The organism is Bradyrhizobium jicamae (assembly GCF_001440395.1).
Classification (GTDB): Bacteria; Pseudomonadota; Alphaproteobacteria; order Rhizobiales; family Xanthobacteraceae; genus Bradyrhizobium; species Bradyrhizobium jicamae.
The window spans coordinates 149621-162142 of record NZ_LLXZ01000191.1 but is presented as its reverse complement, the minus strand read 5'-3'; the positions used below and the strand labels follow the sequence as shown (position 1 = coordinate 162142).

The 12522-nt window shown below is 63.1% G+C and carries 9 protein-coding genes; 2 read left to right on the top strand and 7 right to left on the bottom strand.

Features of this window, described 5'->3' with window-relative positions; all coding sequences use genetic code 11:
- Both CQ12_RS32865 and CQ12_RS32860 read right to left on the bottom strand, forming a co-directional pair.
- Positions 1 to 948, bottom strand: coding sequence for an AAA family ATPase (locus CQ12_RS32865; protein ID WP_057839416.1), 948 nt, complete (start codon positions 946 to 948; stop codon positions 1 to 3).
- 109 nt (positions 949 to 1057) lie between these two features.
- Positions 1058 to 1693 carry an HAD-IA family hydrolase gene (locus CQ12_RS32860; RefSeq protein ID WP_057839415.1) on the bottom strand — a complete coding sequence of 212 codons (636 nt, stop codon included), beginning with the start codon at positions 1691 to 1693 and terminating at the stop codon, positions 1058 to 1060.
- Positions 1694 to 1819: 126 nt separating this feature from the next.
- Here CQ12_RS32860 and CQ12_RS32855 point away from each other — a divergent pair, with 126 nt between their 5' ends.
- Positions 1820 to 2563, top strand: a complete 744-nt coding sequence (locus tag CQ12_RS32855) for a S1 family peptidase (RefSeq protein WP_245310260.1) — start codon at positions 1820 to 1822, stop codon at positions 2561 to 2563.
- A gap of 117 nt (positions 2564 to 2680) precedes the next feature.
- On the opposite strand, the gene CQ12_RS32850 is transcribed toward CQ12_RS32855, so the two are convergent.
- The 3 genes from CQ12_RS32850 to CQ12_RS32840 all read right to left on the bottom strand — a co-directional run bounded on the left by CQ12_RS32850 (position 2681) and on the right by CQ12_RS32840 (position 8140).
- Positions 2681 to 4900 carry an acetate--CoA ligase family protein gene (locus tag CQ12_RS32850; RefSeq protein ID WP_057839413.1) on the bottom strand — a complete coding sequence of 740 codons (2220 nt, stop codon included), beginning with the start codon at positions 4898 to 4900 and terminating at the stop codon, positions 2681 to 2683.
- Positions 4901 to 5085: 185 nt separating this feature from the next.
- Positions 5086 to 5664 carry a class GN sortase gene (locus CQ12_RS32845; protein ID WP_057839474.1) on the bottom strand — a complete coding sequence of 193 codons (579 nt, stop codon included), beginning with the start codon at positions 5662 to 5664 and terminating at the stop codon, positions 5086 to 5088.
- A 202-nt stretch (positions 5665 to 5866) separates the two neighbouring features.
- On the bottom strand, positions 5867 to 8140 hold the full coding sequence (locus CQ12_RS32840) for a marine proteobacterial sortase target protein (protein WP_057839412.1): 2274 nt from the start codon (positions 8138 to 8140) through the stop codon (positions 5867 to 5869).
- 189 nt (positions 8141 to 8329) lie between these two features.
- On the opposite strand from CQ12_RS32840, the gene CQ12_RS32835 reads away from it, so the two are divergent.
- Positions 8330 to 9094 carry a helix-turn-helix domain-containing protein gene (locus tag CQ12_RS32835; RefSeq protein WP_057839473.1) on the top strand — a complete coding sequence of 255 codons (765 nt, stop codon included), beginning with the start codon at positions 8330 to 8332 and terminating at the stop codon, positions 9092 to 9094.
- Here CQ12_RS32835 and CQ12_RS32830 read toward each other — a convergent pair whose 3' ends face one another.
- Positions 9095 to 10639 carry an acyl-CoA synthetase gene (locus tag CQ12_RS32830; RefSeq protein ID WP_057839472.1) on the bottom strand — a complete coding sequence of 515 codons (1545 nt, stop codon included), beginning with the start codon at positions 10637 to 10639 and terminating at the stop codon, positions 9095 to 9097.
- A 361-nt stretch (positions 10640 to 11000) separates the two neighbouring features.
- Complete coding sequence (locus CQ12_RS32825; protein ID WP_063799857.1) at positions 11001 to 11903, bottom strand: caspase family protein; 903 nt, start codon at positions 11901 to 11903, stop codon at positions 11001 to 11003.
- Positions 11904 to 12522 lie beyond the last annotated feature (619 nt).

Genomic DNA, 12522 nt, shown 5'->3' with positions numbered 1-12522 from the left:
TCACCCGAAGACGCCTTGCCGCGAGGCCTTGGCGATGAAGGTGGAGACCTGAGGCATGGTGGCCTCGATATCCGCCTCGTATTTCAGGAGAACGTTGAGCGTGTCCTTGACCACCTCGTGGCCGAGCTCGGGCGCCTGCAGCAACACCAGCACGCGCGCCCAGTCGATGGTTTCGCTGACCGACGGCAGCTTCTTGAGGTCCAGCGTGCGGACTTCGTTGATGAAGCCCACCATCTGCCGGCGCAATGTCTGCGAAATCCCGGGCACGCGGCTTTCGACGATCCGCTCTTCGAGCTTCTGTTCGGGGAAGCCGATGTGCAGATGCAGGCAGCGCCGCTTCAGCGCGTCGCCGAGATCGCGTTCGCTGTTCGAGGTCAGGATCACGGTCGGTGGCGATACCGCGACCACGGTTCCGAGTTCCGGGATCGTCACCTGGAAATCGCTGAGAATTTCCAGCAGCAAGGATTCAAACTCGGCGTCCGACTTGTCGATTTCGTCGACCAGCAGCACGCAGCCGGCGGGTTGTTCCAGCGCCTGCAGCAGCGGCCGCGGCTCGACGAATTCCTTGGAAAAGAACACGTCGCCGAAATCATGAAGCTGGTTCAGCGCCGCTTCCAACGTCGGCGCGCCGCCGAGCACTTCGCCGAGCTTGTCCTTCAGGATCTGCGTGTACAGAAGCTGTTTTGCGTATTTCCACTCATAGAGCGCCTTGGCTTCGTCGAGCCCCTCGTAGCATTGCAGGCGGATCATCTTCATGCCGCGCCAGGCAGCGATCGCTTTCGCCAGTTCGGTCTTGCCGACGCCGGCGGGCCCTTCGACCAGGATGGGTTTTTCGATCTGCTGCGCCAGATAGACCGCGGTCGCGATCTGGCGGCTCGCAATATAGCCCTGTGCGGCGAGGCCGCTTTCCACGGCCTCGATCGAGGCGGTGGGCCTGGTGTCAGCCACGGGTTTTCAACTCCGAATTCGATGGATTTCAGAATGTTCTGCCCCTGTTGCGGGCAAAGGACAAGCGCCGTTTGGGCATAAGGAGGGCGCAAGTTCCGGTATTTTCCGCCTAGCGCAATGCCAGTCCGGTGGCCGCCTCAAGCTCCCCGATCGCCTGCGCCGCACTGACCACCTTGATCGTCGTCATGCCCATCTCGCGCGCCGGTTTCAGGTTGATGCCGAGATCGTCCAGATAGACGCAGTTTTTGGGATCGACCTTCAGCGTTTCGACCATCATCCGGTAGATGCGCGGATCGGGCTTCCGGAGCCCGATCTTTGCGGACTCGATGACATGGTCGAACAGCACCATCACTTCTGCGATATACAGCGAGCGGCCGCTGTGGCTGCCGATGGCGTTGGCGGGAAGGTTGTTGGTGATGCAGCCGGTCTTGAACCTTGCCTTCACGCGCTTGAGCGCTTCGACCATTTCCGGCCGCAGATCGCCCGACAGCAGCGGCAGCACGTCCTTGCCGCGAACCGCCGCGCCGAGCGCCAGCGACTCGGCTGCAAACAATTCGTCAAAGGCTTCGATGTCGACTTCGGCGCGCTCGAATTTCGCCCAGGCGTTCTCCAGGTGATTGGCGGCGTTGGTGCGCCGGATGATGTCGGCCGGCAGCCCGCGCTCGGTCTCGTACCGCGCAAAGGCCTCGAAGGGCGAGGTGGTCAGCACGCCGCCGAAATCCCAGATCACTGCCTCGATCATCATTCCCCGCCTGAAAAAGTATCTTTGCGGAGCGGCTAACACGGAATGCCCCACAGAACCAGCCCGATCCGGCGCTTGGCGATATGCGCGCCAAAGGCTATTGCTGCAGCGATGAAGATCCCGCCGCTCATGATCGCCGCCCTCGCGCTACTGCTCTCCGTTCCCGCGCACGCCATTGTAGGCGGCGGTGCGCCGTCGACGGAAGGCGTGGCCCGCTCGGTCATTACCATCGTCGGTTCGCGCGGCAATTTCTGCACCGGGGCGTTGATCGCGCCGAAGCTGGTGCTGACCGCGGCGCACTGCGTGCCTTCAGGCGCGGACTACAAGATCGTCGAATATGGCGCCGACCGGCAGCCGACGCTGCAGGATGTGAAGAGCATTGCGATTCATCCCGGCTTCAACATGCAGGCGATGTCGGGTCATCGCGCGACGGCGGATGTCGCGTTGCTGCAACTGGCCGTGCCGCCCAAGGGCAAGACGCCGGCCGTGCTCGGATTGCCTGATATCCCGATCAATGTTGGCAGCCGTTTCACCATCGCAGGCATCGGCGTGACGGTGCGCGGCGACGGCAAGAGCGGCGGCACCATCCGCGTCGCCGGCCTGGTTGCAACGGGCAGGCCGGGGACGTTGCAGATCAGGCTGGTCGATCCCGTGGGGCAGGGCATGCGCGACGGGCTCGGCGCCTGCACGGGAGATTCAGGGGCGCCGGTCTTCGAGGACAAGCAAGGCGGCCCTGTGATTGTGGGCGTCGTGAGCTGGTCGACCGGGCCGAACGGAAACGCAGGCTGCGGCGGCATGACCGGCGTCACGCCGCTGACGCTCTATCGCGACTGGGTACTGCAGGCGGCGCAGAAGTGGGGCGCGGGGTTGTAAGCTTGCGCGGTGCCGTAGGGTGGGCAAAGGCGCGTTAGCGCCGTGCCCACCATCTTTCCAAGTCGATGTACTGAATGGTGGGCACGCTTCGCTTTGCCCACCCTACGGCTTTCGGGCCTAATGCCCCGCCGCCTTGTTCGCGGCGGCGTTGTTGAGCACGATCAGGCCGTCGACGGCGACGCCGAGCTTGCTGTTGATCAAAAATGGATTCACATCGATCGAGGCGATGCGGGTGTCGGCATCCGCCATCAGATTGGACAGGCCGACCAACGCCTTCACGGCGGAAGCCTCGTGCAGCGCCGGCTTGCCGCGATAGCCCTTCATCTTCACGCCGGCCTTGGTCTTGGCGATCAACTGCTTCGCCTCGGCCTCGTCCAGCGGCGCGCCGGCAAGCGCGACGTCCTTCAGCAGTTCGATATCGACGCCGCCGGTGCCGAACAACACCACCGGCCCCATCTCGGCGTCGAGCGAGGCGCCGACCACGAGCTCGAGGTCGGCCTTGACCTGCTGCGCGATCAGAATGCCTTCGAGCTTCGGCTTGCTCTTGATCTTCTTCACCCGTGCGGTGATGTCGTTGAACGCCTTCTTCACCTCGGCCGGGCTGTTGAGGTTCAAGACCACGCCGCCGATGTCCGATTTGTGCAGGATGTCGGCGCTGACGACCTTTGCGACGACGGGAAAGCCGATCTTCTTGGCGATCTTCACCGCCTCTGGCGCCGTCTGAGCGATCTCTTCCTTGGAGACCGGGATACCGTAAGCCTTGAGCAGCTTCTTCGACGCGACCTCGTCCAGCGCCGCGGCGCCGCCCGCGGCCTTGAGCGTCTTCTCCAGCATCGCGCGCGCGGAAGCCTTCGAGCTCGACACGATGTCGGGCACTTCCTTGCGCAGCGAGGAATACTCGATCAGCGATTTGATCGCACCGACAGCGCGGTCGAGGCCCTGCATGACCGCGATGTTCGGCAATGACTTGCGCAGCGCCTTGGTGAACTCGGTGAAGCCGATCGACATCGCGCTGATATAGACCACGGGCTTGTTGGCATCGCCCGCCATCTCGTTGACGATCCGCAGATTGCGCTCGCGCAGTTCATGTGGCGCCTTGGGCAGTTCGGCGTCGATGATGACGATGTCGGTGTCGGGATCGTCGATCATGATCTTGATCGACTTCATGTAGACGGAAGGATCGACGACGGCGGCAAAGCCGGCATCGAGCGGATTGCCGACGATGCTGCCGGGGCCGAGCATCTGCGCCAGTTGGGCTGTCGCATTCGCGCTGAGCGGCGCGAAGTTCATGCCGGCCGAATAGAACGCGTCGATCAAGAGGCCGCGCTTGCCGCCGGACAGCGACACGGCCGCGAGACGGTTGCCCTTGGGCGGATCGGCATGGACGAAACACTCGGTGGTCTCGATCAGTTCGTCCAATCCGCGGACGCGGATCACACCCTCGCGGGTCGAGATCGCGTCAAAGGTTTCGATCGAGCCGGCGAGCGCGCCGGTATGCGCCATCGCGGCGGCGCGGCCACCTTCGGAGGCGCCGAGCTTGAGCGCGATCACCGGCTTGCCTGCAGCGCGCGCGGCCTTGCAGGCCTCGCGGAACACTTTCGTGTTCCGCACGCCTTCCAGATAGACGACGATGACGCGGATCGAGGGATCGGCGGCGAAATAGGCCATCAGGTCGGGCGTTTCGAGCCCGGTCTCGTTGCCGGTCGTCACCATGTAGCCGACGCCGACGCCGCGATCTTCCAGCGTCTGGCGGATCGCCATCACGATCGCGCCGGATTGCCCGACGATCGCCACGGGACCCGCTTCCATGGTGACGATGCGGTCGTCGATATTGGTGAACAGCTTTTCGCCCGCGCTCAAATTGCCGAGGCAGTTCGGGCCGGTGACGGCAAGGCCGGTCTCTTTCACGGCCTGCTTCAGCTCCACCGCAAGACGCTGGCTTTCCTCGTCCTGCAACTCGCTGAAGCCCGAGGTGACGATGGTGGCGGAGCGCGCGCCGGCCGCCGCGGCGTCACGGATCACCTGCACGGCAAAACGCGCCGGCACCAGCACCAGCACATGATCGGGCTTTTCGGGGAGGCTCGCAAAATCCTTGTAGCAGGGCACGCCCCAGATGGTTTCGCGCTTGGCGTTGACCGGAAACAACCCGCCTTCGTATTTGTACTTGATCAGATTGTTCCAGATGCGCTCGGCATAGTTGCCGGGCTTGTCGGTGGCGCCGACCAGCACGATATTGCGCGGGTGCAGCATCGCATGGATGCTCTTGACGAGGTCGCTGGCGTCAGGCGAGGGCGACCATTGTTCGGCGTGATGCGCGGTGCTTGCCTGAGCGTCCATGGATATCCCTTAAACTTTGTTGTTTCTTTGGCCGTCGACGTTCGTCGGCGAACGCTGCGCCATGACCTCTTATGATTGCGACCTTTTTATTGAGACCTTTTTATTGAGACTTGGCAGGGGTGGCAACACGCGTTGCGCGCGCAGCGCCATTCGCGCCGCGCACGATATCCCGGCTGGCGGAGAATTCAGTGCGGCTGCAGTGCGGACTCAATCATGGTGGCGTGCACAAGATAGCGTTCCGGCCCAGGTGTCAGCGCCTCGAATGGCCAGCAGGTCGACAGCACCAGATGATATCCATCCGCGAGCGGATCGATGCCGGAAGCATCGAAGCGCACCACCGAGGTCGCATCGGCCCGGTAGCGAAAGCGCTTGCCGTCGCTTCGCGTCACCTCGATTTCATCACCCGTGACGACGTGCTTCAGGAAAGCGAAATGCGTATCGCGATGCGCCGAGTAGACGGCGACGCCGCGTTCGCCGGCATCCGGCGTCCGTTCGACATGACCCGGGCCGAAGGCGAGCGCCTGGCCGCTGCTGCCTGCGAGCACGATGGTGCTGGCATGGATCCGCTTCACCTCGATGCGCGCGACCGGCCACGTGTCGGCCCATGACCACGGTTTTGTTTCGCGCCCGGTAGCGATGGTTTTCTCGAATGCGCGTTCCAGCAGCACCTGTGCAACCAGCGCCTTGGCGTGGATGTAGGCGCCCTGGCCGAACAGGATCAGGCCGATGATGGCGAGAAGGAGAGGGAGGATAAAGCGGGGCATTGTGGGCACCTCCGTCATTGCGAGCGAAGCGAAGCAATCCATTGGGCCGCGTATGCGGAGAGATGGATTGCTTCGTCGCTTCGCTCCTCGCAATGACGTCTGTGGGGAAGAAAAAGGGGGCGCGCGCGGCCTTGGGGGGACGGGCGGAGCCGCGCGCGCACTGGAAAGAGAAGGTAGGGGGGCCTCCTCCTTTCAGCCGACGTCAACATCGTGACATCTGACGTCGATTGAACACCAACAGGATCAGGCTGAAAGTGAGCAGGATCACACCGGCAATCATCTTCAACTCGGCGTCGGTTGCCGTCTTCGGCAGCGTCACCGTGTTGGGCGCCTGGGTGACAACAGGCTGCACCCGCTTCAGCGCCGCGACCTGAACCCGCGCCTCTTCCGTATCGGCACGCCGCTCTGTCGGTGTTGCGGGAATGCGCGGGCGCTCGCCGAACACCTTTTCAAAGTCCCAGCCCGCGGGCAGGTTGATCGGCAGTTCCGAAACCTTGAGCGGCTCGCCCTGCGGACGGCTCGGCGTCTTGTCGACGGCGACCAGGCTGGTCAGCCGCGTGACAAGCTGATGCTCGAGCGCCAGCGCGAGGATGGCCTTGTCGGCATCTTCCGGACTCGCCTGCCGCGTGGTGCGCGCAACTTCGGCATCCGCGATCTTGCGCCGCGCCCAGAGTTTTGACAGGCCCTTGCCTTCGGCCGCATTTGCCAGCGGAAGGATGACGGTCCAGGGGCGATCGCCGATGCGGCCCTTGATCTCGACCGAGCCGGCGAGCTTGTCGAGTTTTGCGGCCAGCACCAGCGGCTCGTCGCGGTAGACATCCGGAATTGCAACCGGCGTAATGTCGGCCGTGGCCTCGGAGAACTTCGCGGTCAGATTGGTGACCGCCGGATTCTCCAGCTTGGCGAACAGCCCGCGCATGCGCTCCTCGACCTGCTCGACCGCGCCGATATGGGTGAAGGTGCCACGGCCGAGTTCGGCGGCGCGCGTCATCAGGTGGGTATTCGGCGCCGAGCCGATGCCGACCATGAAGACGCGCGAGCGGCCGCGCAGCGCGCTGATGGTTTCGAACAATTGCTGCTCGTTGCCGATGGCGCCGTCGGTCAGGAACACGACCTGGCGGACGTACCCGGCATCGCCGCTGTTGTCGGACAAAGCCGCGCGCATCGCCGGCACCATTTCAGTGCCGCCATTGGCCTGCAGCGCGCCGACGAAAGAGGTGGCTCGGCCGATATGCTCCTTGTCCGCCGGCACTGCTGAAGAAAACAGCGCATCCATGGTGTGATCGAAGCGGATCACGTTGAAGCGGTCGGCGGGCTGCAGGCGGCCAAGCGCATAGATGAGACTGGCCTTGGCCTGGATGATCGAGACACCGCCCATCGAGCCGGAATTGTCGATCACGAAGATCACTTCGCGCGGCATTGGCTTCTGCTGCGCCTGCTCGACTGCGGGCGGTGTGACGAACGCCAGCAGGTAATCGCTGTCGCCGACATGCTCGCGGAACAGACCGACCGACGGCGCCTTCTCCGCCGCGGGTTTCCAGGTCAGTTCGAAATCGCGATCCGCCGGCACCGGGCCTTCGGCAAGGCGGATGATGCTCGTGCTGGCGTCAGGCTTCTCGGTCTTGATCGCGTGGTGGTGGCTCCTGACCTCCCCGAGCTGGAAGCCGGCCTGCAGCCGCACGGTGATGCGGGTCGGATTAACAGGCGCGTTGGTGGCGGGGTCGAGCACTTCAGGCGAGATGCGGTCGCGATCCGGCACGGGATCGGATTTGGCCGAACCCCAGCCGCCGCCATCGGGCTTGAAATCGACGCTCTGCACGACGGGCGCCGGATTGTAGCGCGGGGCAACCACCATCGGCACCCGCAGCGAGAATTCGCCGCCGGATTGTGCGACAGGCTCCTGATACTCGATCTGCACCAGCATGGTTTCGCCGGGGCCGATATTGGCGACAGAGTTGGTGAAGATGTTCGGCCGTTCCTGTTCGGTCAGCGCCGCCTTATGTCCGCTCTGCTTCGCTTGTTCGTAGATGATCTTGGCCTGCTGCCGCTCCTTGATGTCGCCGACCACGACGCGATCACCGATCACCATCTTCAGCGAGTCGACTGCGCCGCCCGCCGGCAACGGATAGACATAGATCGCCTCGACCCAGTCCTTCGACGGGTTGCGAAAGATCTGCGTGACGCGGGCGCGAACGGTGGGGCCGGATACGGTGAGATCGACATCGACGCCGAGCCGCGAAGCATCGGCATAGCCTTCGTCGATCTTCAGCAGCAGCGAGCCGGCGCGGGCGTCGCCCGGCTTGAGGAACGCCGACTGCAGGCGCTCCGTCGACCAAGCCGGCTCAAAGCTCAAAAATAATGCCGCAAATCCGACCAGGATTACGGCAACGCCCTGCATCACGAAGAACAGCACCAGCCTGATCAGGCTGGGCTGTTCGCGGCGTTTGTCGGCCTCAATTTCGTCTGACGTCGTCATGTCGCTCACTCCCGAACGGCGATTTCGCCGTGGTGCGAGGGTGTGGAATTCAGCGATGTGGCGCGAGCGGAATGATCGGCCTTGTTCCGTCGCCGGCCACCGCGCGCCGTCACGACCGGGGCGGTTTTGTGCGGGTTTGTGATGGATTGTGCGTCTGGTACAGTGGGGGGAGTTGAAGCAGGGATGACGATGCCAGTGCCGGACAAGCAGCTTTCCGCCGAGCAGAGCCGGCAGATTGCCGACACCATTCGCGAAGAGCTCGCCCGTCGCCGCATCTCCCGGCAGTCTCTGGCCGAACTCGCAAAACTCAGCCTTTCGACGCTGGAAAAGGTGCTGGGCGGCCGCCGCCCGTTCACGCTGGCCACCACCGTCCGCCTCGAACAGGCGCTCGGCGTTTCCCTGCGCAAGACGTCGGAGGCGCTAGCGCCGGTCGCTGCCGTCAACGGCGAGGTAGCGCCCGATAGCCTCGGCGCCTATTCGCGCCGTGCGGTGGCGTGGATCGAAGGAACCTATGTCACGGTGCGGCCGTCGTTCGGCGACAAGGACGCGATCTTCGCCTACCGCACCGAGATCACCTGGGATGCCGCGGCGTCATCGCTGGTGTTTCACGAGAGCGAACGTCAGGACGCGGCCTTCACCCAGTTCGGCGAAGTCGCGGTGCCGAACCAGTCGAGACACATCTATCTCGTCACCAATAGGCACGGCCAGCATCGCCTGATCACGGTGGCGCACCTGGCGATTTCAGGTGAGATGTACGGGATCATCACGACGCTGCTCGCGGGTCGCGGCTCGTTGCTGACGCCGATCGCGGCACCGATCGCCTATCTGCCGATCAAGATGGTGGCTAACCCGACCTTTGGCAGGATCTCCTCCGACGATCCCAATTATGCGCTGTACCGTCAGCATTTGCGGCGAACGACGGATGAATCGTTCGCGCTGTTCGTGCAGGGATAGTTACGAAGCCAGCTTGTCGGTGGCCTTTGACGCGTTGAATTTCTGTCGCAGCGTCGGCTTGTGAATCTTTCCCGTCGCATTGCGCGGGAGCGCATCGACGAACTCGATCAGCCTTGGACATTTGAACCGCGCCAGATTGGCCGCGCAGTGGGCGTGAATTTCGGCCGGCGTCAGCGTATGGCCCGGCTTCACCGCCACGATCGCCATGCCGACCTCGCCCCATTGCTCGTTGGGCACGCCGATGATGGCAGCCTCGGCAATGGCGGGGAGCTGATGCAGCACGCTCTCGACTTCGGCCGGATAGACGTTTTCGCCGCCGGAAATGTACATGTCCTTCCAGCGGTCGACGATGTAATAAAACCCTTCCTCGTCGATGCGCGTGGCGTCGCCGGTGTGCAGCCAGCCGTCGGTGAAGGAGGACTGGTTGGCGTCCGGCCGGTTCCAGTACCCGGGCGTGACGTTCGGCCCCCTGACCCAGAGTTCACCGAGCTCGCCGACATCCGCATCGGTCCCATCAGGGCGCACGATCCGTACTTCCGTATGCAGCACCGGCTTGCCGGAGGAGCCGGCCTTGCGCGCGGCGTCCTCGCGGTCGAGCGCCAGCACCGCCGGCGACGTCTCGGTCATGCCATAACCCTGTTGCAGGGCGACGCCGCGTTCCTCCCACACTTTCAGGAGCGGCACCGGCATCGGCGCGCCGCCGACGCCGCCGATCACGAGGCGGCTGAAGTCGGACGTCGCGAACGAAGGGTGCTGCGCCATGAACTGGTAGATCGACGGTACCCCGAAGAACTGGGTAATGCCCCATGATGGATCGCTGATCAGTTGCAGCGCCACACCGGGATCGAACCCGCGCATGATCAGCACGGTGCCGCCGGCATGAAGCACCGGGTTGGTGTAGCAATTGAGCCCGCCGGTATGAAACAGCGGCAGCACGGTGAGCAACACCGTCGACGGCGAGACGTAGGCGGGGCCGCCGAGATTGACGCAGTTCCAGAACGTCATGCCATGGGTGATGATCGCGCCCTTTGGCAGGCCCGTGGTGCCTGACGTGTACATGATGGTCGAGATATCGTCGTGGGTGACGAGTTCGAATTTGTCGAGCGGCTTCGAGGCGGCGATCGCAGCTTCATAGCTGCCACCGGCGCCGAGCAGCAGTGTCGACGACACGTTGCAGAGCTTGGCGACCGTCAGCGCCATTTCGGCAAGATCGGTGTCGTGGATCATCACGCTCGGCGAGGCGTCGCCGACGATGAACTGCAGTTCGGGAACCGTAAGCCGCGTATTCAGCGGCAGGAACACCGCACCAAGACGGCCGCAGGCGAACTGGACCTCCAGCGTATCGGTCGTATTGAGCGCCAGCACCGCGACGCGGTCGCCGCGCTTGACGCCGAGCGCGTCGCGCAGATGGGTGGCAAGACGCGAGATGCGCGCGTCGAACTGTGCATAGGAAAGCCGGCGGTCGCTCGCGAGGTCGATGGCCGCAATCTTGTCCGGCGTGCGGCGGCCGAAATGCGCGATCCAGTCGTAATAGCGAACGGACAAAGCTTCCTCCGTCTCCAGCGGTCTTGCGCCACCGCTTTTGCCTGATGGCATTCTATCTAGCAGATGAGGGGTCACAATGGGGCGCGCTGTCTTGCGTGGAGTAGCTGGGGCACGATACGACTTCACGATCTCGCGGCCTGTTTGCCCGAGGCTTGCTATCGAATTTCCTACCCTCCAGTCAGAGGGCGCAGGGAATGCCGGGTGCACGCTGCACCCGCGGTCTCGTGTGCAACAAGCGCAAAATACGCACACGAGCATACAGGTTCAGCGGAGGCATCCGCAAGGCAGCTGGTTTCCGCTTAGCCAAGCAACGTCTGACGAGAGCTGAGCGAAATCAATCGCTCTCTGTGAGCTGGTGGCTTTACTTCTGTGCTACGAGCGAAGCGTTTTCGGTGGTAATCGGCGCGATGGACGCCGTCGTCAAATCGGGATCATTGCTGGGACTGAAGTGCACGTCCTCCAAGAGCGAGGAGGATACCGACGGCATCTGCGCGCCACTGGAGGCGCGAAAGACGGCGACACGGGTCTTGTTGAAGACGCCTTCAGCGCTAACGTGTGCATGGAGCTCATTGAGCAACTCGGTAACGAGCACGCTGTGCTCGCCGTCCCTGTCATCGGCGACCTTGCCGGGCGTATTAGACGAGATGATAAGCGTATTGTTGGGCGCGTTGACTGGCGCAAGCCCTTGGGAGTAGGAGCGGAAACGTCGTTCATAGGGATTGCGTCGAGAGGCGTCGAGGACGGCCAGCGTGGCGCGAGCCCCCCGCTCCTTAATTGCGTGGAGCACGGTTTCGACGGACATGCCCTCGTGGCGCACATCACCTTCCTGCCAGATCACCGCATCGGTCGGGATCATGTAGGTTTCCTGGCGAGACTGCACCCCATAGCCGCCGAAAAACAACATCACGACAGATCCGGGCTTGATCCTGGATTTTAACCGCTCGACCGCGCGAGCCATATCTGCCTTGGTGGCGTCCTCCACCATGTCGACATCGAACCCGTGGCGGCGCATTGCATGTGCTAGACCGCTTGCGTCGTTGATGGGTTGGTTCAGCGGCTCGGCGGCGTCCGGGTAATTGCCATTGCCGATGATGAGCGCGAGCTGGAGAGCGCCGGCTCTTTCCTGGGTAGACACTACCTTTGCGGCTTCCGAGGCGCGCAGATCCAACGCTGCATTCGCGCCGATCGCCAGCAATGCCACGCCGACAAGACTGCAAGTAACGGTAGGCAAGTGGCGAACACAGTAGAGCTGCGTCACTTTCATTTCACCCCCCTAAACTGCGAGAACTCCCATACTGCAAAAGCGATGCGGCGTGACCGCGCACGAAGACCACAATCAGCCGCGAGGACAGCCATTTCCCCTGTCATCGAAAAGCATGCGCAAAATTTCTTGAGCCCGGGTTAGGCGACGTGGTTTCTGGCAATTTGCGGTGTTTGGTAAATAAACTATGCGAGACCGCGCGAGCAGCTATTGCGCTGCCGTCTGATGCTGCTTGTCGCAAGGCTCGCGAAAATATCCAGCAATCTTTCCAGAAACGGCCGGCTGGCAGCCGTTCAAAATTGGCGATCGCTTGCCGACGGTGACATTCCGTTAGCCGTTCGGTACTTTGTAATTCCGGAGTGAAATTCTTGGCCCGGAATCACGGCGATCGCAGCAAAACCATCGAGAGTATCGGCGGGCGCGTGTCTGCTTCGGCTCGATCACTTGTAGACATTCCTAAGCTGTCGGCCCTACGTCCGGTTGCCTCTGGGGCCGACATAACGGCTGCAGGCTAGGATGTCGGCTACGGGCCAGAAGCGAAATCGACAGCGTCCATCAGAGACATCTCCTCTCGCATCCGCGGCGTGCCCCATGATCCCGCCAATTTGATCGGTCGTGAAGC

Excerpts from the sequence above, each read along its gene's own strand:
- CQ12_RS32840 (WP_057839412.1), bottom strand. The coding sequence starts at position 8,140 with ATGACGACGTCAGACGAAATTGAGGCCGACAAACGCCGCGAACAGCCC.
- CQ12_RS32860 (WP_057839415.1), bottom strand. The coding sequence starts at position 1,693 with ATGATGATCGAGGCAGTGATCTGGGATTTCGGCGGCGTGCTGACCACC.
- CQ12_RS32845 (WP_057839474.1), bottom strand. The coding sequence starts at position 5,664 with ATGCCCCGCTTTATCCTCCCTCTCCTTCTCGCCATCATCGGCCTGATC.
- CQ12_RS32835 (WP_057839473.1), top strand. The coding sequence starts at position 8,330 with ATGCCAGTGCCGGACAAGCAGCTTTCCGCCGAGCAGAGCCGGCAGATT.
- CQ12_RS32850 (WP_057839413.1), bottom strand. The coding sequence starts at position 4,900 with ATGGACGCTCAGGCAAGCACCGCGCATCACGCCGAACAATGGTCGCCC.
- CQ12_RS32825 (WP_063799857.1), bottom strand. The coding sequence starts at position 11,903 with ATGAAAGTGACGCAGCTCTACTGTGTTCGCCACTTGCCTACCGTTACT.
- CQ12_RS32855 (WP_245310260.1), top strand. The coding sequence starts at position 1,820 with ATGATCGCCGCCCTCGCGCTACTGCTCTCCGTTCCCGCGCACGCCATT.